20 protein-coding genes and 2 pseudogenes are annotated in these 21,380 nt (G+C 70.7%); 15 read left to right on the top strand and 7 right to left on the bottom strand.

The annotated features are described in order from the left end of the window. The first annotated feature begins 40 nt into the window (after positions 1–40). The 6 genes from ACIPSA_RS16645 to ACIPSA_RS16620 are packed head-to-tail and all read left to right on the top strand — an operon-like array spanning position 41 to position 6,016. On the top strand, positions 41–1,063 hold the full coding sequence (locus tag ACIPSA_RS16645) for an MCE family protein (RefSeq protein WP_402635429.1): 1,023 nt from the start codon (positions 41–43) through the stop codon (positions 1,061–1,063). Continuing rightward, positions 1,060–2,169 carry an MCE family protein gene (locus ACIPSA_RS16640; protein ID WP_402634757.1) on the top strand — a complete coding sequence of 370 codons (1,110 nt, stop codon included), beginning with the start codon at positions 1,060–1,062 and terminating at the stop codon, positions 2,167–2,169. The genes ACIPSA_RS16645 and ACIPSA_RS16640 overlap by 4 nt, the downstream gene beginning before the upstream one ends. Continuing rightward, on the top strand, positions 2,166–3,458 hold the full coding sequence (locus ACIPSA_RS16635) for an MCE family protein (protein WP_402634755.1): 1,293 nt from the start codon (positions 2,166–2,168) through the stop codon (positions 3,456–3,458). Before ACIPSA_RS16640 ends, ACIPSA_RS16635 begins: the two co-directional genes overlap by 4 nt. Further along, positions 3,455–4,729: an MCE family protein gene (locus ACIPSA_RS16630; RefSeq protein ID WP_402634752.1), complete on the top strand. Its 1,275-nt coding sequence runs from the start codon at positions 3,455–3,457 to the stop codon at positions 4,727–4,729. Before ACIPSA_RS16635 ends, ACIPSA_RS16630 begins: the two co-directional genes overlap by 4 nt. A gap of 11 nt (positions 4,730–4,740) precedes the next feature. Further along, on the top strand, positions 4,741–5,214 hold the full coding sequence (locus tag ACIPSA_RS16625) for a hypothetical protein (protein ID WP_402634749.1): 474 nt from the start codon (positions 4,741–4,743) through the stop codon (positions 5,212–5,214). A gap of 34 nt (positions 5,215–5,248) precedes the next feature. Continuing rightward, positions 5,249–6,016 carry a hypothetical protein gene (locus ACIPSA_RS16620; RefSeq protein WP_402634746.1) on the top strand — a complete coding sequence of 256 codons (768 nt, stop codon included), beginning with the start codon at positions 5,249–5,251 and terminating at the stop codon, positions 6,014–6,016. A 155-nt stretch (positions 6,017–6,171) separates the two neighbouring features. On the opposite strand, the gene ACIPSA_RS16615 is transcribed toward ACIPSA_RS16620, so the two are convergent. From ACIPSA_RS16615 to ACIPSA_RS16600, 4 genes and pseudogenes are all read right to left on the bottom strand, one after another. Further along, positions 6,172–7,629, bottom strand: coding sequence for an FG-GAP and VCBS repeat-containing protein (locus ACIPSA_RS16615; RefSeq protein ID WP_402634743.1), 1,458 nt, complete (start codon positions 7,627–7,629; stop codon positions 6,172–6,174). Between the two features lie 197 nt (positions 7,630–7,826). Further along, positions 7,827–9,047: a cytochrome P450 gene (locus ACIPSA_RS16610; protein WP_402635427.1), complete on the bottom strand. Its 1,221-nt coding sequence runs from the start codon at positions 9,045–9,047 to the stop codon at positions 7,827–7,829. Positions 9,048–9,080: 33 nt separating this feature from the next. After that, positions 9,081–10,451, bottom strand: a pseudogene (locus ACIPSA_RS16605) (NAD(P)/FAD-dependent oxidoreductase); the annotation flags it as partial. Continuing rightward, positions 10,448–10,675, bottom strand: coding sequence for a ferredoxin (locus ACIPSA_RS16600; RefSeq protein WP_402634740.1), 228 nt, complete (start codon positions 10,673–10,675; stop codon positions 10,448–10,450). The gene ACIPSA_RS16600 and the pseudogene ACIPSA_RS16605, both read right to left, overlap by 4 nt. Positions 10,676–11,261: 586 nt before the next feature. Between ACIPSA_RS16600 and ACIPSA_RS16595 the strand changes: the two genes are divergently transcribed. From ACIPSA_RS16595 to ACIPSA_RS16575, 5 genes and pseudogenes are all read left to right on the top strand, one after another. Further along, complete coding sequence (locus ACIPSA_RS16595) at positions 11,262–12,200, top strand: ATP-binding cassette domain-containing protein (RefSeq protein ID WP_402634738.1); 939 nt, start codon at positions 11,262–11,264, stop codon at positions 12,198–12,200. Next, on the top strand, positions 12,197–13,048 hold the full coding sequence (locus tag ACIPSA_RS16590; protein ID WP_402634735.1) for an ABC transporter permease: 852 nt from the start codon (positions 12,197–12,199) through the stop codon (positions 13,046–13,048). Before ACIPSA_RS16595 ends, ACIPSA_RS16590 begins: the two co-directional genes overlap by 4 nt. Before the next feature lie 64 nt (positions 13,049–13,112). Beyond that, positions 13,113–14,414 (top strand): histidine kinase, encoded by a 1,302-nt coding sequence (locus ACIPSA_RS16585; protein WP_402634732.1) that lies wholly within the window; start codon positions 13,113–13,115, stop codon positions 14,412–14,414. Then, positions 14,411–15,079, top strand: a complete 669-nt coding sequence (locus tag ACIPSA_RS16580; protein WP_402634729.1) for a response regulator — start codon at positions 14,411–14,413, stop codon at positions 15,077–15,079. The genes ACIPSA_RS16585 and ACIPSA_RS16580 overlap by 4 nt, the downstream gene beginning before the upstream one ends. 66 nt (positions 15,080–15,145) lie before the next feature. Then, a pseudogene (locus ACIPSA_RS16575) lies at positions 15,146–15,301 on the top strand (helix-turn-helix domain-containing protein); the annotation flags it as partial. A gap of 134 nt (positions 15,302–15,435) precedes the next feature. Here the strand turns inward: ACIPSA_RS16575 and ACIPSA_RS16570 are convergent. Next, a complete protein-coding gene (locus ACIPSA_RS16570) occupies positions 15,436–15,897 on the bottom strand; it encodes a hypothetical protein (RefSeq protein ID WP_402634727.1) in 462 nt (153 codons plus the stop codon). 429 nt (positions 15,898–16,326) lie between these two features. Here ACIPSA_RS16570 and ACIPSA_RS16565 point away from each other — a divergent pair, with 429 nt between their 5' ends. From ACIPSA_RS16565 to ACIPSA_RS16550, 4 genes are all read left to right on the top strand, one after another. After that, entirely contained in the window at positions 16,327–17,862 is a 1,536-nt protein-coding gene (locus ACIPSA_RS16565; protein WP_402634724.1) for a helix-turn-helix domain-containing protein, read from the top strand. 210 nt (positions 17,863–18,072) lie between these two features. After that, positions 18,073–18,324: a hypothetical protein gene (locus ACIPSA_RS16560; protein ID WP_402634722.1), complete on the top strand. Its 252-nt coding sequence runs from the start codon at positions 18,073–18,075 to the stop codon at positions 18,322–18,324. Between the two features lie 12 nt (positions 18,325–18,336). Beyond that, positions 18,337–19,530 carry a flotillin family protein gene (locus tag ACIPSA_RS16555; protein WP_402634719.1) on the top strand — a complete coding sequence of 398 codons (1,194 nt, stop codon included), beginning with the start codon at positions 18,337–18,339 and terminating at the stop codon, positions 19,528–19,530. Between the two features lie 246 nt (positions 19,531–19,776). Then, positions 19,777–20,154 carry a hypothetical protein gene (locus ACIPSA_RS16550; RefSeq protein ID WP_402634717.1) on the top strand — a complete coding sequence of 126 codons (378 nt, stop codon included), beginning with the start codon at positions 19,777–19,779 and terminating at the stop codon, positions 20,152–20,154. 30 nt (positions 20,155–20,184) lie between these two features. Here ACIPSA_RS16550 and ACIPSA_RS16545 read toward each other — a convergent pair whose 3' ends face one another. Both ACIPSA_RS16545 and ACIPSA_RS16540 read right to left on the bottom strand, forming a co-directional pair. Next, positions 20,185–20,355, bottom strand: a complete 171-nt coding sequence (locus tag ACIPSA_RS16545) for a BBE domain-containing protein (RefSeq protein WP_402635424.1) — start codon at positions 20,353–20,355, stop codon at positions 20,185–20,187. Between the two features lie 307 nt (positions 20,356–20,662). Further along, positions 20,663–21,226 carry a hypothetical protein gene (locus ACIPSA_RS16540; protein ID WP_402634715.1) on the bottom strand — a complete coding sequence of 188 codons (564 nt, stop codon included), beginning with the start codon at positions 21,224–21,226 and terminating at the stop codon, positions 20,663–20,665. Positions 21,227–21,380 lie beyond the last annotated feature (154 nt).

Here is a 21,380-nt window from a genome sequence, read left to right as displayed (position 1 = left end):
GCGCACACCCCGCCCCCAACCCCTCGTGAAGGTACGCGTCCTGCCGCCGAAGCTGCCCAGGATCCGGCTCAAGCGGCCACGCCTGAAGCCCTTCCGCGAGCGCAATCCGGTCGTCGTCGGCGCCGTCGGCCTCACCGTCCTCGCGCTGCTCACCGTTGCCGCCTTCAACGCCGACAGCCTGCCGCTGATCGGCGGCGGCGACACCTACAGCGCGGCCTTCTCGGAGGCCGGCGGGCTCAAGCCGGGCGACGAGGTACGGATCGCCGGGGTCAAGGTCGGCAAGGTCGAGGGCGTCGACCTGGACGGCGACCACGTCAAGGTGACCTTCAAAGTGAAGGGCAACCCGGCGTTCGGTACCGACACGGGTGCGTCGATCCGGGTCAAGACGATCCTCGGCGCGAAGTACCTGGCCCTGTACCCGAAGGGGCCCGGCCAGTTGAAGCCGGGCAGCCGGATCCCGCTCCGGCGGACCGTGTCGGCGTACGACGTCGTCCAGGCCTTCAGCGACCTGACGACCACCACCGAAGAGGTCGACACGGACCGGCTCGCGAAGGCGCTGGACACGATCTCCGTCACCTTCCAGGACTCCCCCGAGGAGGTGCGGGCGTCGGTCAAGGGGCTGTCGCGGATCTCCCGGACCGTCGCCGGCCGTGACAAGGCGCTGCGCGGGCTCCTCGACCATGCGAACGGAGTCACCGAGGTGCTGGCCGGTCACACGAAGGACTTCTCCGCGCTGGTGAAGGACGGTGACGCCCTGTTCAAGGAGATAGACAAGCGGCGCGCGGCGATCCACAAGCTGCTCAAGAGCTCCGCGCTGCTGGGCATCGAGCTGTCCGGCCTGGTCGACGACAACAGCAAGGAGATCGGGCCCGCGCTGAAGAACCTGAACACCTTCGTGACGATGCTCGAACGCAACCAGGCGAGCCTCGACCGCAGCGTCCGGCTGCTCGCCCCCTACGTACGGCTCTTCACCAACACCCTCGGCAACGGCCGCTGGTTCGACTCCTACATCCAGAACCTGGTCGCCGCCCCGGTCACGCCACGGACGGGAGGCACCCGATGACCCGCAGACTCCTGGGCCTGTTCACCGCGCTCGCGATCGTCGTCGGCCTCGCCGTCGTCCTGTGGCCGGGCCCCGGCCCCGTCCGCGTCACGGCGTACTTCCCGCGCACCGTCGGCATCTACCCCGGCTCCGACGTCCGCGTCCTCGGCGTCCGCATCGGCGAGGTCAGGAAGATCACGCCGGAGGGCGACCGGGTGCGGGTGGAGCTGGAATACGACCGGGGCCGCAAGGTCCCCGCCGACGCACAGGCCGCCATCGTCAACTCCTCGGTGGTCAGCGACCGTTACGTGCAGCTGCTGCCGGTGTACCGCAAGGGCGCGGTGCTGCGGGACGGAGCCGTCATCCCCGAGTCCCGTACGGCCGTCCCCGTCGAGCTGGACCGGATCTTCGACAGCCTGCACACCACCGCCGAGGCGCTCGGCCCGAACGGTGCCAACGAGAAGGGCTCTCTGTCCCGGCTGCTCGGGGTGAGCGCGGACAACCTCCACGGGCAGGGCGAGAACCTCAACCAGACGGTGGAGGACCTGTCCCAGGCGGTCACCACACTGTCCGACGGGCGCGGCGACCTGTTCGGGACCGTGCGGAACCTTCAGGTGTTCACGGCCGCGCTGGCGGCGGACGACACCAGCGTGCGGTCGTTCGACACCGACCTCGCCGACGTGGCCGGGCAGCTCGCCGGGGAGCGCAAGGATCTCGCGGCCGCGCTGAAGTACCTGGCCACCGCACTCGGCGACGTGTCCGGCTTCGTGAAGGGCAACAAGAAGACGCTGACCTCGGACGTGCAGGGCCTGGCCAAGGTCACCAAGGTCCTCGTCACCCAACGGGCCGCTCTGGAGGAGCTGTTGACCGTCGCCCCCACAGGCCTGTCGAACCTGCAGAACGCCTACGACCCCGCCGCCGGCACCCTCGACACCCGCAACAACGGGCAAGCCTCGCAGGATCCGTCATCCCTTCTCTGCTCGGTCCTGAAGACGACCGGCGACGACCACGACAACTGCGCCGGGCTGAAGAAGCTCTTCGACTCCCTGCCCGAGGTTCCGTCGGCCCCGGCTTCGACGGGCACGGTCGACAAGACCCTCGGCGGAATTCTGGGGGCACCGGCATGAGCGTGCAGCGCAAGGGGCGGGTGGCCGCCTGGATGGCGGTCGGCTCGCTGCTGCTGACCGGCTGCGAGTTCAACGGCTGGTACGACGTCCCGCTCCCCGGCGGCGCCGCCTCGGGCGGTCACCCCTACCACGTCACCGTCGAGTTCCGGGACGTCCTGGACCTGGTGCCGCAGTCGGCGGTCAAGGTCAACAACGTCACCGTCGGCACGGTCGAGAAGGTGGAACTGGACGGCTGGCACGCCCGCGTGCGGCTCAGAATCGCCGACTCGGTGAAGCTGCCCGGCAACGCGGTCGCCGATCTGAGGCAGACCAGCATGCTCGGCGAGAAGTACGTCTCCCTGTCCGCGCCGGCCGGCACACGGCCCGTCGGACGGCTCCGCGACGGCGACCGCATCCCACTGTCCCGCAGCGGCCGCAACCCGGAGGTCGAGGAGGTGCTGTCGGCCCTGTCCGCGCTGCTCAACGGCGGCGGGGTGGCCCAGCTGAAGACGATCACCGTCGAGTTGAACAAGGCACTCAGCGGCCGCGAGGACCGGGTCAGGTCCCTGCTGAAGCAGCTCGACACGTTCCTCGGCGGCCTCGACGACCAGCGGGCGGAGATCGTGCGCGCGCTGAAGGGCGTCGACCGGCTCGCGAAGCGGCTGGAGAAGGAGAAGAAGACGATCGCCCTGGCCGTCGACACCATGCCGCCCGCCCTGAAGGCCCTCGCCGACCAGCGCAAGGACCTGACGAGGATGCTCACCGCCCTGTCCAGGCTCGGCAGGACCGGCACCAAGGTGGTGAACGCCTCCCACGACGACACCGTCGCCAACCTGAAGAAGCTCCAGCCCATCCTGATGGAGCTGAACAAGGCGGGCGACGACCTGCCCAACTCCCTGGAGATCCTCACCACTTACCCGTTCCCGCGCAACGCGACGGACGCCGTCAAGGGCGACTACGTCAACCTGAAGATCACTGCCGACCTCGACCTGGCGGACCTCTACGGCAACGTCACCGGCAAGCCGGGCAACGGCGGGAAGTCCCCGGCCCCCGGGACACCGCATCTTCCCGGCGTCCCCACTCCCACCCCTCTCCCGTCCATCCCGTCCCTGCCGGGCACCCCGTCCGTGCCCTCCGCGCCCTCCGTGCCCTCCGCGCCCACCGTGCCCTCGACGCCCTCCGACGGCAGCACCCTGCTGTGCCCGCCGGTGTGCACCGCTGCCTACGGCACCAAGGGCGGCTCGCGTCGCCTCCCACCGGGGGTCGACCTCGGCCTCGCCGAGCTGATGCTGAAGGGGATACTGCCGTGATCACACGTACGGTCAGGGCCCAGTTGCTCGCCTTCGCGACCGTAACCGCCCTCGGGGTGTCGTACGTCGGCGCCCGGTACACGGGCCTGGTGGACGACGTCCTGCACCGCGGCTACACCGTGCGCGCCGACTTCGCCGAGTCCGGGGGCGTCTTCCCCGGCGCCGAGGTCACCTACCGGGGGGTGCCGGTGGGCCGCGTCGGCGATCTGCGGCTGACCGGGTCCGGGATCTCGGTGGCGCTGAAGATCCAGGACGGCGCCCCGAGGATCCCGGCCGACACGCTCGCGGTGATCGCCGACCGTTCGGCGGTGGGCGAGCAGTACGTCGACCTCCAGCCCCGTCGGTCGGGCGGGCCGTACCTCGAGGACGGCAGCCCGATCCCACGCAGCCGCACCCGGACCCCACTGCCGGTCACCGACCTGGTCCTCAGCCTCGACCGGCTGGTCAACTCGGTCGGCAAGGACGATCTGCAGGTCACCGTCGACGAGCTGGGCAAGGCGTTCGCAGGCACCGGACCGAACCTGAGCCGGCTGGTGGACTCCGGCGACGCGCTGGTGGAGTCGGCATCCGAGTCGCTCCCCCAGACGGTCTCGCTGATCGAGGACTCGCGGAAGGTGCTCAAGACGCAGGCCGACCAGGGCTCGGCCATCAAGTCGTTCTCCCGCGATCTCGCCAAGCTCACCGAGCAGTTGAAGTCGAGCGACGGCGATCTGCGCCGGCTGATCGGCACCACTGCGCCCGCCGCGCAGGAGATCGACTCCCTGCTGAAGTCCACGCGGCCGCACGTGCCGGTAATGCTGGGCAACCTCATCAGCGGCGCCCAGATCACCGTGGCCCGGCTGCCCGGCGTCGAACAGGCCCTGGTCACGCTCCCGCTCAATGTCGCGGGCAGCTACACGGTCATCCCCGGCGACGGCACCACCCACTTCGGGCTGACCGTGAACGCCGACAGCCCTCCCGCATGCACCCAGGGCTACGGCACCCAGCGGCGCGACCCCGCCGACACCGGCACGCGCCCGGCGAACACCGACGCGCGCTGCACGGCACCGCGCGGCAGCAAGACCTCGGTGCGCGGAGCGCAGAACGCGCCCGGCGCGACGACCGGTCGGTACAGCGCCGGCCAGGCCGCGTTCGTGGCCCCCTACGACCCGGAGACCGGCACCGTGACCGGCCCGGACGGAACGCCCGTCGAGATCGGCTCGACGGGCGGGGAACAGACGGTGTTCGGAAAGGAGTCGTGGCAATGGCTGCTCGTGGGACCGATGGTGTGAGAGGCGGACGCATGAGGCTGCTGTCGGCGGGGCTCGTCGCCGCGACCGTGCTGACGACCGTGCCGTGTGTCTGGCTGGGCCTGAAGCTGTCCGACCAGCACGCGGCGGAACAGCGCCGTCAGGACATCCTGGCGGCGGCTCGCCAGTCGGCGCTGAGCTTCACCTCGCTCGACTACCGGCACTACGGCCGGGACAGCGGCAATGTGCTGAAGGGTGCCACCGGCGAGTTCAAGAAGGAGTTCGCCGCGCAGACCGCACAACTGACGAAGCTGGTCGCGCAGAACAAGTCGGTGTCCGAGGGGCAGGTCCTGGAAGCGGGCATCGTGCGGTCCGACGCGCGCTCGGCCCGGGTCCTGGTCGTGGCCGACAGCAAGGTGACCAACACCGCCGCGCCCGAGGGCCAGGCGCGCACCTACCGGCTCCAGCTCGACCTCGCGCACGTGGACGGCCGCTGGCTGACCTCCGACGTCGCGTTCGTGGGCTGACCCAGCCGTGAAGCCATCGATCAGGAGAGACACCGTGGCGAACCCGACCTCCCGCACCCGCGGCACCGGCTCACCGGCCCGCCGCACCATGACCGCGGCCGCCCGCGCGGCAGCCAAGCGCGCCGGGCGGCCCGCGCGCCCCGAGCGCGGTGCCCGCCAGGAAGAGCGGACTCCCTCCGGGCGCACCCTGCTCGTCGAGCCCCCGGCGAACGGCTGGGAGGACCCGCCGGAGCCCGAGTCGTTCGAGCCGTTCGAGCCGTTCGAGGGGGAGCCGGAGGACGGCACGCCCCCGCGCAAGGCCGGGCGGGGCATGCTCACCGCGGTACTGGGCGTCGTCCTCGTGGCGGCCCTGGCCGCGGCCGCCGTACTCGGGTGGCAGTACCGGCAGGGGCGGCAGGCGGAGCAGGCCCGCGGCGAGGCCCTCGCGGCCGCGCGGAAGGCGGCGCCGGTCGTGCTGTCGTACGACTACCGGCACCTGGACCGGGACTTCTCCCGGGCCCGCGCCCTGCTGACCGGGCACTTCCGCGACCAGTACGGCAAGACCACGAAGGCGGTGGTCGAGCCGACCGCGACGAAGTACCACGGCGTGGTGAAGGCGACCGTGGCCACACCCGCCGACGGCGGCGCCCCGGCGGTCTCCGTCGTGTCGGCCACACCGGACCGGGCCGTCGTCCTGCTCTTCGTCAACCAGGTCACCCGGAGCACCCAGGTCCCGGAGCCCCGGCTGGACCTGAACCGGGTGCGTATGACGCTCGCCCGCACCTCCGACGGCTGGAAGGTGAGCGGCGTCGACGCCCTCTGACCAGGCCTCCGTAAGCTTGAGCCACGTAAGCCGCCCAGCCATACCGATGTGGTCCCCCGCCGGGCGGTTGTGGGCTTTCCCGTGCCGGCCCGCTGCACGGTCACCTGTGCTCCGGCGCCTCCGGTGCCGCCACTTCCGGTTGTCTGTCCACGTGCTCAGGAGCCCGACATGGCGTGCCCGAACATGGGGTCGTCCCCCGAGTTCCCGATGCCGACGGACGACGCACCGAAGCTCACCGCGCCGGTGGTCGTCACGCCTCCGGTGGAGCCGCGCAGGACCCACACGGCGCCGTCGTCGCTGTTCTCGCCGGCCGCGCCCACCGACAGATCGGCGCGGCCGTCCTTGTTGTGGTCGGCGAGGTGGATGGCGTCGCCGAACATGTCCGACGACTCGTTGGCGCCCGGTACACCCGAGGTGCCCTGGTTGAAGGACTGGGCACCGGTCCCCGTCAGGCCGGAGGCGCCGCCGCGCAGCACCCACACGTTGCCGGCCTGGGCCGCCGAGCCGATGGTCTCGAAGTTCGCGCCGACGGCGAGGTCCGGATAGCGGTCACCGTTCACGTCGCCCGCGGCGAGCGCGCCGCCGAACGAGTCGTTGGACTCGTCCGTTCCCGGCACACCCGCGGTGTCCTGGCTGAAGACGGCGCTGCGCTTGGTGTCGACGCCCGCCGTACCGCCGTAGAACACGGTGACGTAGCCGCCCATGGCCGTCTGGTCCGTGACGGAGACGAAGTCGGAGCCGACGACCAGGTCGTCGTGCCCGTCCCGGTCGAAGTCGGCCACGGCGAGCGCGCCCGCGTACCCCGCGCCCGCCTCGGTCTGCAGCGTGGGCCCGGTCGAGCCGCCCCGGTAGACGAAGTTGCCCGCGGAGGAGCCCACCACCACGTCGTCCACGCCGTCGTTGTCGAAGTCCCCGGCGGCCAGCTGGACGGCGCCCCTGGGGTACGAGCCGGACTCGATCTGGGCGTCGAAGCGCAGCTTCCCGGCCGCGCCGCCGGACTTGGTGAAGCCGCCCTTGAAGATCCACACGTCCTTGCCGGTGGAACCGACCGCCAGATCGGCCTTCCCGTCACCGGTGAAGTCGCCGACCGCGAGGGACTGGCCGAACCGGTCGTGGCCGGACGCGTTCGGGTCGCTGATCGTCGTGCCGCCTGACAGGCCGGACGAGCTGCCCCACAGGATCGTGACCGAACCGTCGTCGGCATCGCCGCTGACGTCCTCCAGCGGTGTGCCCACGACGAGATCGCCGTAGCCGTCGTTGTTGAGGTCGCCGTGCGCGAGTTCGGTGCCGAAGCGGTCAGAGGTCTCCGAGGTGCCCGGCACACCGGAGGAACTCTGCGATGTGGTCTTGTGGCGCGCGGCGCTGATACCGCTCGACGAACCGTAGTTGACGACCACGGCCCCCGCCTTCGCCTTCCCGCCCGCGACAGCACCCGGGGCGCCGGTCGCCAGATCGCGGTAGCCGTCACCGTTGAAGTCGTCGGCGAGGCCCGACGCGGCGGCACTCGCGCCGCCGGGCAGGGTGATGAGCAGGCCACCGGCCAGGGCGGCCGCGACGAAGGTGGCGCCCAGGACGACGGGACGCCGGGAACGCTTGTGGTGAGGCCGGGACATGGGTTCCTCTCCAGGACATACGTGCGGACTCAGAGATGACCTTTGGTGAGCCTGAAGGGTTGTGCGGGAGAGGGGAGGTTTTGGCGCCGACGACGTGGTGCACGGCAACGATCGGGGCACTTCCGAGATCAACGCGGGCGGTCACTGACGGCCGGGTCGTCCGCGGCGCGACCTTGCGACTGCCCTCGGCTGCCGCGTCAACCGTCACCCTGCTCGATGTGCAGATGGATCGGACCCCGAAGAACGGGGCTTCGCCGGTACGGTGGCGGGTCGGCGACCAGCCTGGGGCGGTCGAGGCGGCGTACCAGCCCGGTCAGCGCGATCTGGGCTTCCCGTCGGGCCAGCGGGCCGCCGAAGCACAGGTGGATGCCGCTGCCGAAGCCGAGGTGCTGGTTGTCGGTCCGGTCGGGGTCGAAGCGGTCGGGATCGCGGAAGCGCTTCGGATCGCGGCTGCCCGAGGCCAGCATGAGCATGATCTGCGAGCCCTTGGGGATGACGGTGTCGCCGACGGTGATGTCGCTGTACGCCGCTCGCCAGGGAATGATCTGCACGGGCGGCTCGTAGCGCAGCAGTTCCTCGACCAGCGGGACGACGAGGTCCGGTTCGTCGCGCAGTCGCTGCAGCACCTGCGGGTGGCGCAGCAGCGTCAGCATGCCGTTGGTGATGAGGTTGACGATGGTCTCGTGGCCGGCGATCAGCAGCAGTTTGGCGGTGGCGACGATGTCGGCGTCGGCCATCCGACTGTCGGGCCCGTCGTCGTTGGCCAGCCGGCTCAACAGGCCGTCGCCCGGCCGGCCGTGGCGCTGTTCCACCAGGCCGCCGAGGCGCTGGCGCAAGTCCTTGCGGGCCTGTACGCCCTTGTCCAGTTTCTCCTTCCGGTCGGTCTCGGGGTCGTAGTCGATCGAGTTCATGATGTCGTTCACCCAGAGGTGGAACCTCGGCTCGTCCTCGCGTGGCACGCCGAGCAGGTGACAGATCACGGTTACGGGGAGCGGGGAGGCGAAATCGTCGACGATGTCGATCTGCTCCTTGCCCGCGAAACCGTCGATCAGGCTGCCGACTGCGGCGGTCAGGTCGCCCTCCATACCGGTCACCAGCCCCGGGGTGTGCGGGGGGCCGAAGTGACGCATCGCCATACGCCGCAGGCGATCGTGCTCGGGCGGGTCCATGTGGATGAACGACGACATGGCCGCTCCCTCGGCCGAGGGCATCGGACGCGACAGATTGCGCACGTCGGAGCTCAGATGCGGGTCATTCAGTATGTCCGTGATCTCACGATAGGTACTGATGACGTAGCTGCCGTCCTCCTGCCGGGCCACCGGCGTCTCGCGCAACTCGGCATACAGCGGGTACGGGTCGGCCCGAGCGGAGTAGTCGAAGATCCGTTGCAGCGTGCCGGGCGTCTCGGTCGTGGCCATCCGGCCTTCCTCCTGCCGATGCCGGTGCACGGCCGTGACGCGGCGCTCACCCGGGTCATGGCCCGTGACGACCACGGTGGCGCCCTGAGCGAGCAGGGCGGGGCCGGGGAAGTCGACGGGCACCGGTTTCATGTCGGCCGGCTGGTCCGGCGTGGGGCAGGGAGGCGGGAAAGGTGCGGCCGTCTCGATCAGCCGTCGGTAGTGGTCCAGCCACTTGGCGTTGTTGAAGCTCACGGCAGCCGTGACGCGGCCCCGATAGCCATATGTGGTGACGAAACGGCGGTCGTCCAGCGATCCATGGGTGACGACCACCTCGTCGGCGAAGGTCGGCACGCCGACGGACTTGATGTTGACGCCGAACTGGATCGACCAGAACAGCGGGATGGACAGGTGGGACCGACGGTCCGCCTGGGCGCTGACCATGTTGTGTGCTGCGGTCTCTGCCTGCTCCACGGCGTTGGCCCAGTGCTCCAGCGAGATGAGCCGGTACTCGTAGATGGGGTTCGGGCAACGTGCCACGTCTCCCGCGGCGAAGACGTCGTCGGTGACGCGGCCATTGATGTCGAGGGCGCGGCAGCCCGTGTCGCAGGTGATTCCCCACACGCCCGCCGCCAGTCCCGACTCCCGCAGCCACTCGGTGTTGCGGATGCCCCCGAGTGCCACCACCGCCACATCGGCGTCGATCGTGCTGCCGTCGTCGAAGTGAGCACGGCGGAAGTGCCCCTGCGCGTCGCCCTCCAGCCGGGTGACCTCGACACCGCACCGCAGGTCGACGCCGTGAGCGCGCTGCATGTCGGCCGCAACCTCACCGATCACGGCACCCAGCGCCCCGACCAGCGGGGCCGCCCCGAGTTCGGCGACGGTCACCGGGATGTCCCGCTCCCGGCAGATGGAGGCGATCTCGGAGCCGGTGAATCCCGCACCGATGACCAGCACGCGGGAGGGCCCGGCGGCGAGGGCCCGCCGCAGGCTCTCGGCATGCTCGCGCGTATGCACGACGAACACTCCGTCCAGGGCCGCCTCGGACTCGACGAACCACGGCCGGGCCCGTACCCCGGTGGAGATCAGCACCCGGTCGAAGGGAACCTCGCGTCCGTCGGCGAGTCGCACGTGGTTCGTCGCGAGGTCCAGCCCGCTGGCCGGCACGCCCAGCAGCCACTCCGCATCGATGCCACGACGGCGGGGCAAAACGGTGCCCCCGGCCGGCACCCACCCGGCCAGTACCTGCTTGGACAGGGGAGGCCGGTCGTAGGGCTCGCCCAGCTCGTCGCCGATCATGGTCAGCGATCCGGTGAAGCCCTCGTCCCGCAGTGCCTCCGCGGCCCGCAGTCCGGCCAGTGACGCCCCTACGACCACGATGCGGCCATCGCGCTTGAACGCTTGCAGGTTGTCGGCACCGGTCATGACGGCGGCGCCTCCGCCGGAGTGTGCCACGCCTCCAGCCGGTCGACCAGGATCGCCTGGACCGGGCAGGCCGCCGCGGCGCGCAGCACCTGGTCGCGCTGGGCGTCGTCGGGGTTCGGGTCGTACATGAGCGCTTCCTCGCCGTGCATCCGGAACACCTCCGGAGCCAGGAACGCGCACTGCGCGTACCCCACGCATCGGGAAAGATCAACGACAACTTTCACCCCGACCTCCACTGGAAGTGGGAGCCTGCAGACCCTCACGCCGACGCCACTCCCGCGCGCAACGAGGGGGGATTCGGCCGCTGCCCACCCCTGCGAAGTGCGAGGGGGTGCACCGCGCTCGTCGGGTCTCTACGGAAAGAATTGATCATCGCGGCCAAGGCCAACCGGGCATACGTCTCTGGTCAGGCATCGGCTGCATTCTGGTTACGTAAGCGACGCCCTTTTGGATTGCCGTTTCGACGGAAACCGGCCGGACCTCGAACCAGCCGGCGCGATGCAAAGCCCTCGTACGGCGTACCGGCAGGCCGCGGAGCTGCGCGCCCGCTGAGACCTGACGCCCCGGCGGCCTCGCGCCCACTGCTCGCGCCCGCCGGCCCAGTCCGCCCGACCGGCGATCGGGTCGGCCGCACAACCTCACCATCGCTCCATGCGCACAGCGCCGGGGCGTCGTAGTCGTAGTACCCCGGTACCACCTGCCCCGCAGGCTTCAGGCCCCGGTACCACCGGATCCGGGAGATCGCGGTCTTAGCGTGACGGAGGAGGCGTCGGGCGTGTCGGGCGCCGGAGTCCGAGAGAGAGAACGCGAATGATCGAGGCACAGCAGCTCACCAAGAGGTACGGGGAGAAGACAGCCGTCGACAGCCTGGACTTCACCGTGAAGCCGGGTACGGTGACCGGATTCCTCGGCCCGAACGGGGCAGGCAAGTCCACGACGATGCGCATGATCGTCGGGCTCGACGCACCGACGAGCGGCTCCGTCACGGTGAACGGACAGCGCTACGCCCGTCACCAGGCGCCGCTGCAGGAGGTCGGGGCCTTGCTGGAGGCGAAGTCGATCCACCCGGGCCGCTCGGCCTACGACCACCTCCGGGCGCTCGCGCTGACCCACGGCATTCCGCGCCGCCGGGTCGACGAGGTCGTCGAACTCGCCGGTCTCGGCAGCGTCGCGAAGAAGCGGGCGGGTGCCTTCTCCCTCGGCATGGGCCAGCGGCTCGGCATCGCGGCGGCCCTGCTCGGCGATCCGCAGACCGTGATGCTGGACGAGCCGGTCAACGGGCTCGACCCCGAGGGCGTCCTCTGGATCCGCAACCTGCTCACCTCCCTCGCGGACGAGGGGCGCACGGTGTTCGTCTCCTCGCACCTGATGAGCGAGGTCGCGCTGGTCGCGGACCACCTGATCATCGTCGGCCGGGGACGGCTGCTGGCCGACACGACCGTGCAGGACCTGGTGCGCGAGGCGGGCGGCGACAGCGTGAAGGTCGCGACGAACGAGCCCGCGCGGTTGCGGGACGTGCTGGCCGGACCCGGCGTAGAGATCACCGGCCGTATCGGCTCCGAGGAACTGCAGGTGACCGGGGTGTCTGCCCGCGAGATCGGGCTGATGGCGGCCGAGCACGGGATCCCGCTGTTCGAGCTGACCACGAAGGCGGTGTCGCTGGAGGAGGCATTCATGGAACTGACCAGGGACGCCGTGGAGTACCACGGTTCCACGACCGGCATCGAGACCTCCGGGAGCGCGGCATGAGCACCCTGACGGCAACCCCCGAGACCCCCGAGGCGGCCCCGGCCGCTCCCGTCCGGCCCGCCTACCGGGTGACCGGCAGACGCGTGCTGGCCTCGGAGTGGGCCAAGCTCTGGTCCCTGCGCTCCACCTGGATCACCCTCGGCCTCGGTCTGCTGTTCCTCGTCGCCTTCGGCGTCATCGCCGCGAGCCACTACAAGTCCAGTCTCGACTCCGGCCGGCACATGGACCGCGACTTCGCCACGGCGACGGCCGCGAGCCTGTCCCTCTTCGGCACGAACTTCGCGCAACTGGCCCTCGGTGTGCTCGGCGTCCTGATCACGGCGGGCGAGTACTCCACCGGCATGATCCGCTCGACCCTGGCCGCGGTGCCGCGCCGGCTGCCCGTGCTGTGGTCGAAGGCCGCGGTGTACGGGCTGGTCGCCCTGGTGATCGCGACCGTCGGCGCGTTCGTCGCCTTCCTCGTCGGCAGCCGGATCGTGTCCGACACGCCCGCCGCCATGGGCCTCGACCACAGCGGCGTCATCCGCAGCCTCCTGGGCGCCGGGCTCTACCTCGGCCTGGTCGGCGTGATCGGCACCGCCCTGGGCGCGCTGCTGCGCTCGGTGGCCGGCGGCATCTCGGTGCTCGTCGCCGCCCTCATGCTCGTACCCGGGCTGATCTCCCTGCTGCCCAGCTCGTGGCAGGGAAACATAGCCCCCTACCTCCCCAGCAACGCGGGAGAGTCGGTCTTCGCCCTGACTCACGACTCGACCACCCTGTCGCCGGGCGCCGGGCTGCTGGTCTTCCTCGGCTGGACGGCACTGACGCTGGCCGGTGCGGCGTACCGGCTGGTGCGCAGCGACGTCTGAGCGGCAACCACCCGCATCATGGGCTGGTGACATCAGTGACCTCCGTGACCACCGACGACCTCACGTGACCGCCGACGACCTCAGCGGGATGGGGCCGCTGGTCGCCCGGCTCGGCCGGGCCGGCCAGCGGCTCCGGCATGCCGACCGGTCCCGTCCGTGGGTGCTGGACACCGCGGTGGTACTCCTGGTCTTCCTGTTGTTCTGTCTGCCGGACCTGCTGCACGCGCTCGGCGTGATCGGCCGGGACGGCGACGGCGACGGCCCACGCCGCTTCCGCCTGGTGTTCACCCGGTTGCCCGTGGCGGGCATGCTGGCCCTCCAGGCCGGGCTGGTGCTGCCGCTGCTGTGGCGACGCCGGGCGCCCGCCGTGGCCTTCGGCGCCGTCACGGCCGTGTTCGTCCTCCAGTGGTCGCTCGGCGCCGCGCTCCGCGCGGACGTCGCCCTCTTCATCGCCCTGTACAGCCTCGCCCTGCACGGGCGGCTGCGGCAGCTGCCGTGGGCCTGCGCGGTCACGGCAGCTGTCCTGGGCCTCGTCGCGGCGCGGGTCTCGGCGGCGATGTCGGTCTGGGACGCGCTGTTCTTCCTCCTCAGCACGGCGACCGCGGCACTCGCGCTCGGCCTGATGATCCGCGTCCGGCGGGCTCAGCTGGCCGGGCTGCGGGACCGTGCGGCCCGGCTGGAGATCGAACGGGACCAGCGTGGCAGGCTCGCCGTCGCGGCCGAGCGGGCGCGGGTGGCCCGGGAGATGCACGACATCGTCGGCCACAACCTGTCCGTCATCATCACGCTCGCCGACGCGGGAGCCTACGCCACGGCCGCCGCCCCGGAGCGGGGAAAGGAGGCCCTGCAGCTCATCGGCGACACCGGTCGCCAGGCCATGGGCGAACTGCGCCGGGTGCTCGGCGTGCTGCGCGAGGCGGACGGCCCGCGCAGCGAGCCCGAGCTGAGCCCGCAGCCCGGTCTCGCGGACATCGACGCGCTGTGCGAGGGAGTGCGCGCCGCCGGCCTGGAGGTCGTCTACCGTAGCGCCGGTGACGTCGACGCCCTCGACAGCGGGGTGCAGCTGACCGTCTACCGCATCGTGCAAGAGGCCCTGACGAACACCCTCAAACATGCCGGCGCGGGTACCCGTGCGAACCTGGCGATCGTCGTCGAGGACACACGGCTGACCATCACCGTCCAGGACTCCGGCCCACCCGCACCGGCCGAGCGTCCCGGCACGGCGAACGAGGAAGGACACGGCCTGGTGGGCATGCGAGAACGAGCAGCTCTCTACGGCGGACACGTCAGCGCGGGTCCCGCGGGCCCGGGATGGACGGTGCGCGCCGATCTCGACCTCGCTCCCCAGGGCGGTGCTGCCGGGTGACCACCGTGCTCGTCGTGGACGACCAGCCGCTCCAGCGGTACGGCTTTCGCATGCTTCTGGACTCCGTACCGGAGACGGAGGTGGTCGGGGAGGCCGCACACGGGGCCGAGGCCGTACGCAAGGCCGCCGAACTCCGCCCCGACGTCGTCCTCATGGACGTACGCATGCCTGGCATGGACGGAATCGAGGCCACCCGCCTCATCGTCGCCACAGGCGACCGCTCCCGGGTCCTCGTCCTGACCACCTTCGACCTCGACGAGTACGTCTATGCGGCCTTGCGCGCCGGGGCCAGCGGCTTCCTGCTCAAGGACGCCCGTCCCGAGGAACTTCTCGCGGGCATCCGTGCCGTGGCCGTCGGCGACGCGGTGATCGCGCCCGCGCTCACCCGCCGTCTGCTGCACGAGTTCGCCCGTCTCGTGCCACCCGGCGGCGACGGCTCCGCCGCGGATCCGCGCCTGAGTGCCCTCACCGACCGCGAACGCGAGATCCTCGTCGCCATCGGCAAGGGCTGGACCAACGGTGAGATCGCCACGCATTTCGTCCTGTCGGAGTCCACGGTGAAGACGCATGTCGGCCGCGTGCTGTCCAAGATCGGCGCCCGCGACCGCATCCAGGCGGTGATCTTCGCCTACGACCACGGCCTGGCCCGGCCTCATGCAGGTTGAGCCCGCGGCACGGGCGACGGGAACGTGCTGCCGCGCCATGAGGGCGGGGACGTCAGCGAGCGCGGCATGACCCTCACCGAACTCGCCAACCGCGTCGGCGTGACCAACGTGAACCTGTCCGTGCTCAAGAACGGACGCGCCAAGGCGATCCGGTTCACCACCCTCACCCGAATCTGCGAAGTCCTGCAGTGCCAGCCAGGAGACCTGCTCAGTCACCGCCCCGGATCGTCCTCCGGAAACCCTCGGAAAGCCGGGCCGAGGGGACGGACCTGCCGGAACGGCCGCTGCGCGAACGCGACTTGGCCTACGAGCTGCGACCGTTCCAGATCCTCACGCTGCGGCTGCGGCCGGAGTGACTACTTGTGTCCCACGCTCTTCTCGCCGATGTGGAAGATCCTGTGGCTGCCGCGGGTCATGTCGACGACCAGCTTGGTCGTGACGCCTCGGCTCCAGGTGAGGGTGACGACGGCCTCCGTGTGGTTGCGGGTGGTGCCGTTGTCGGTGACCTTCCAGGCGAGCGGGACGTTCTGGGCGCGCAGGACGCCGTCGGCGTGCTCCCGGTCCTCCCAGGCCGCCAGCTCCTTCTGGAAGGCAGGGGTGAGGTAGTGGCTGCGCAGGGCCTTTCCGAGGTGGCCGCTGTCCTCGTCGAGCACCGCGTCGATGTAGGTGCCGTAGAAGTCGGCGATGCGAGTGATGTTGTCGGACGGCTTGCCGCTGACGCTGCGCGGGGCGCCGGCGGAGGCCTGGGCGGTGGCGCCGAGGCCGAGGGTGAGGGCGAGGACGCCGGCGGTCAGGACGGTGCGGGTCTTGCTGTTCATGTGTGTTCCCCTTTTTCCGGGTCGTGCGGAATCGCGTTTCTGAGTCGTGTGGAATCGCGCCGAATGGCGCTGTCGGCGGTCGCCGGGCCGCCCTCCCCACCCCCGTGGCGGAGGACGGCCCCGGTCATGCGGTCAGCGGAGCTCGTTCACGGCCGTGACGGTCGTCCGCGAGAAGCGCGCCGGCTCGGGTGCGCTTGGGCATGGGTGTCCCCCGTGGATGAGTGCATGGGTGTCGTCGGTCGCCCGCCGCCGGCTGGTCGGTCCGGCCGGTCCGGCCCTGGTCGGTGCGACACCAAGAGCATCGGGCGCCGCGGCGGCCCGGCGCAACGCCGAAAGCCCGTCCGGCGACGGTGGAACCATCCCAGCCCATCTGACGTGCAGGTATATGGACCGCCTGGGATACGGGGACACGTGGGAGGACGGGGAACGGTGTCGACCGGGGACGACGTCGAGCAGTTCGCGGCGCTGCTGCGCCGGCTGAAGGACCGCACGGACCGGAGCTACGGCTCCCTGGCCCGGCGCCTCAACATGAACACCTCCACGCTGCACCGCTACTGCGCGGGCGAGGCGGTCCCGCAGGACTACGCCCCGGTGGAGCGCCTGGCCGCCTTCTGCGGGGCGACGCAGGAGGAACGCCTCGAACTGCACCGCCTGTGGTTGCTCGCGGTGACGGCACGACAGCGGCCGAGGGCGGGTGAGGGGGCGGCGGAGCCGACAAAGGCCGAGGAGGCGGCGGAGCCGACAAAGGCCAAGGGGGCGCTGGAGCCGACAGGGGGCGAGCGGGCTTCGGGTCCGGACAGCCGGACGGCGCGGGGCGCGGGTGGCGACACGGGCAGTGTGGGCAGCATGCGCGGCGACACGGGCGGCATCGGTGGTGACGGAGTCGGCATCGGTGGTGACGGAGTCGGCGGCAAGAGCGGTGCACCGCAGCGACTGGACGCGGGCCCACCCGACGTCGGACTGCCCGCTACCGACGCTCCCGGACCGGGCAGTCCCGAGTCGACGGGCCAGTGGGATGCGGCCCGCTCGACCGGACGGCCCTGGTACCGCCGTCGCCGCACCGTCGTCGGCGCCGCCGCCGCGACCGTGCTGCTGGTGACGCTGGGCAGTGTGTCGGCGCTGTCGGCCGACCGGTCTCACCACAACTCCGCCAAGGCCCCCGGTCAGTCCCGCACGACAGGAACCGGTACGTCACCCCACCCCTCGGCCAGTGCGGCCGGCCCCTCCCCCAGCCGTTCGTCGGCCTCGCCCTCCGCAGGAGTACGGGCTTCGGGGAGCCCCGAGTCGAAGGGCGGACCGTCGGCGGACACGAAGAGCGACGCCCCCGTGCCGACCGGTGTGCCGCTCGCCTGGACCGCCGACTCGCAGATCTGGGACCACGGTTGCGGGCACGACTACGTCATCGGGAAGGAGCCGCCCCAGGTGCCCCCGCCGCCGGTGGAGCAGGACGCCGGGGTGTGGGCGGCGACGCAGGGGGCGGTGCCCGGGCGGCAGACGATGGTGCAGATCTCGGTGCAGGGGAAGTCGTCCACGGCCGTGGTCCTGGAGGCCCTCCGGGTCCGTATCGTCAGCCGCGGCACCCCGGTCACCGGCAACGCGTACGCCATGGGCGAGGGCTGCGGCGGCGGCCTGGAGCCCCGTGCCTTCTCCGTGAACCTGGACGTCGACCGCCCGATCGCCCACGCACGCCCCGGCAACGACACCGGAAAACCCGTCCCCGCGGTGCGGTTCCCCTACCGCGTCTCCGCCGAGGACCCGGAGGTGCTGCTGGTCACCGCGACGACCGAGGCCTACGACTGCAACTGGTACCTGGAACTCGAGTGGTCCTCCCAGGGCCGCACCGGCACGGTCCGCATCGACGACCACGGCCGCCCGTTCCGCACCAGCAGCATCAAGGGCCTGCCCCACTACTGGTACGGCACGAACAGCCACGGTGCGCGTCAGTGGGTGCCCACCGGCGATTGAGGTGCGCCGCATGGCCCGGGGCGCCGCAGGCCCCGGGGGCGCCGCATGGCCCGGGGACGCCGCATGGCCCGGGGACGCCGCATGGCCCGGGGACGCCGCTGGGCCCCCGCGTCCCGGTGGCGCAGGCCGAGCCCCTCCCGCCCGTTGGGTCCCGGCCGGACTGGGTCTATCGTCGGAATCATGGGGCCAGGCAGAGGAGGACGGCCGGTGATGCCGCAGGACGAGGCCGTGATCGGCTGCACGGGGAAGGTACTCATCGGAACTCGCGGTTCCACCGGCCCCGGCGAAGTCCTGGTGCGCGTCAGAGGCGGTTCCGAAACCTTCCTCGCCTGGTCGGACGCCCCCCTGCCCGTGGGCACGACGGTGCTCGTGATCGAATCACGTGGATGCCGCGAGGTCGGCGTCATCGAGTGGGTGGATCCATTGGACGCGCTCGGCGGGGATGCCGCCGAGGCCGGCTGAGGAGTAACAGGAATGTTCGGATACCGCGTACCCGCTCCCGACGAGGCGATGCTGATCTCGGGGGGCAGGCGGGGACTGGGGGGCGCGCCGTTCCGAGTGGTCACGGGGCACGGGAAGTTCGTGCTGCCGGTGTTCCGGAAGGTCCGGTTCCTCACTCTCTCCATGTGTGAGTCCGAGGTCACCGAGACCTGTGTGACCAGGCAGGGCATCGCGTTGCACGTCCGCGCGGTCATCGCCTTCAAGGTCGGCAACGACCACGAGAGCATCATCAACGCCGGCCAGCGGTTCCTCTCCGACCAGGAGCAGATGTCGGTGCTCACCGGCCGGATCTTCGCCGGTCACCTGCGGGCCATCATCGGCTCGATGACGGTCGAGGAGATCGTCACCGAGCGGCAGAAGCTCGCCGCGGAGGTCCTGGACACCTCCAAGACCGAGATGGCGAAGATCGGTCTGACCGTCGACTCGCTGCAGATCCAGTCGATCGACGACGGCGACACCGGTTACATCGACGCGATGTCCGCGCCGCACAAGGCGGCCATCCAGCGGCAGGCGCAGATCGCCCAGGCACAGGCCACCCAGGCCGCGGTCGAGGCGGAACAGGCGGCGGCCCGCAAGCAGGCGGAGTACGCCCGGCAGACCGCCATCGTCAAGGCCGAGTACTCGGCCGAGGTGGACCGTGCCCAGGCGCAGGCCGGGCAGGCCGGACCGCTGGCGCAGGCACACGCCCAGCAGGAGGTACTCGCCGCCCAGACGGAGCTGGCCCAGCGCCAGGCCAAGCTGCGCCAGCAGCAGTTGGTGGCCGAGGTCGTGAAGCCCGCCGAGGCCGAGGCCGAGCGGGTCAGGATCCTCGCGGCCGCGGAGGCGCAGCGGATGAAGATCCAGGCGGAGGCGGCTGCCTCGTACGACCGGGTCGCGCTCGACCGGATGCTGATCGACCAGCTCCCGCAGATCGTCAAGGAGGCCGCCGGCGGCCTCGCGGGCGCGAACGTCAACGTCCTCAACGGTGCGGACGGCCTCGGCGAGATCGCCGCCGGTCTGGTGTCCCAGGGCCTGACGATCCTCGACTCGGTCCGACAGAACCTGAACGGCGGCCAGGACACCGACGGCCACCGCCCCGCGGAGAGCGAGAGCGAGAGCAACAGCCTGCTCCAGCTGCCCACCGGCAAGGGCAGGAAGTCGAACGACGGTCCGGTGGACGTCGACTAGGGGCGGCGGCCAGGTGTGCTCACGTGCGGTTCGAATCCTGCCGGGGGCACAGAAAAAGGGCCGGCTCAGGAGGTTTTTCTCCGGGGCCGGCCTTCCGGCGTTTCAGAGGTCGCGCCACATACGTGCCACTACGGGCCCTCGGGGTCCCTCAGTGAGCCATAGCCTCACACCGTGAGTGACGCATTCGAAGCAGGAGACGCCTTCAGGAACCGCTGTCTGAGGGCCGGTCGCATGCTTGCCCCGTGCGTGAGCTATTTCGTCGAGCGCGTCTCGGTCGGCGCCGTGGACGACGGTGACTGTGTGGATGTCTTCCTCAGGGAAGGACCGCACAAGCCGGACGTCGTGGTCTCGCTCACCTATCTGCATTACGTCGATACGCCTGAACCGGCCGAGGTATGGGGCTCCTTCATCGACGAGATCCTGCTGGACCATCTCCCGCGGCTGCCACATGCCTGGCCTGCCGATGCCATCGGTCTCGTCGAACGCTCGGCCGAACTCCCCGAGCTGGTTCGGCTCCGGATCGTAGGGCCTTCGCAGGTCGATGTCGTCGCATCCTGCCTTACCGTCTACACCGCGCTCAGCGACGACGAAACGGGCCTGCCGCTACCCGGACGAGAAGGGTGACGGCAGTCCGGTCCGCCTCGCCGCCCGGGCTCACCTCGTACCGATCGCCTGCGGGTAGTCGAAGAAGCCGGTCGGGTCGTATTTCCGCTTCACGTCGACCAGTCGCGGGTAGTTCGTGCCGTAGTAGGCCTCCCGCCAGTTCTTCAGCGTCGGGTCGGGGAAGTTCTGGTACGCCTGGTCGGGCGACTTGCCGGGGAAGATGTCGTCGTAGAACTGCTTGAGCCAGTGGAGGTTGGCTTCGGCGACGTCGGGGCGGTCGTAGTCTGCCTACTGCTGCCCGGTGCCGATTTTCCCCCCGGCACCGAGCAGACCCCACCACTGCGACGAGCGGCGGCATGAAGGGCCATTGTTGAGGCGCCGGTTACGGTCCCGGAAGAGTGACGGAGGGGCGCACGGGAGCCAGAGGAAGGGCGGTGGAGCGAAAAGGGGATCGAGTAGCGAAGACGGAGCGCGTGCTGTCCGGGCCGTCCGAGGCTGCTCGGCGGTGGCCGGCAACGACCGGTGACGACTACCTGCCCTGTGAAAGATCGCCCCTCCAAGCGGGTGGCCACGGCAATGCCTCGGCTATGCGCGTCCCCCGCACGCCGAGGCCGGCGCGAGCCAGTTCAAGGAATTGCTGCCGCGCCCGTCGGAAATCCTCGTACGCCTGGTCCCAGCCACCCTGTTCTCTTGTCGGAAGCTCACGGGCCAACCACTCCAGATGCCACAGACAGTGGTTCAGTCTGACAGCGGCCGTGTTCGTCTTGACGTCCCCGAGCAGCCACACTGTCTCCGCGAGCGCCGAGCGTTTCACCTCGGCTTCCGCCGCTTCGGCGAGAACCTCGTCAGTGGGCTCCAGCGGCGCGGCTCCGCTCGCAGCCATCCCCTTGGCGACCGCGATACGCCTGTAGCGGTGTGCCAGTTCCTTCACGGCGTGGGCGTACTCGGCGTAGGCGGCGAGTCGACGCTCATCCCACCGGACGGACTGCTCGCGATGCCATCGCGCCCTTTCCACGATCATGGTTGTCGCCATCGACAGGACGGCGCCCAACGCCACTCCGAGCAACGCCGCCACTTGACCAGTCAGACCCATGAATGCTTCATAGCCCGCGGGCAGAAGCAGCAACCACGGACAAACAGAGTGAGTACGAGGTGACCGAGCACGGCCGTGGCCATGCGGATCGGCAGGCCACGGCCGACGGCTGCACCTACTGCTCCCCGCCGACGGCAATCGGGCCCCAAGCCCT

Origin of the sequence: Streptomyces sp. NPDC086549, assembly GCF_044746205.1 — a bacterium.
Classification (GTDB): Bacteria; Actinomycetota; Actinomycetes; order Streptomycetales; family Streptomycetaceae; genus Streptomyces.
Note: the sequence above shows the minus strand (reverse complement) of the source record. Positions and strands in the feature narration are given on the sequence as shown.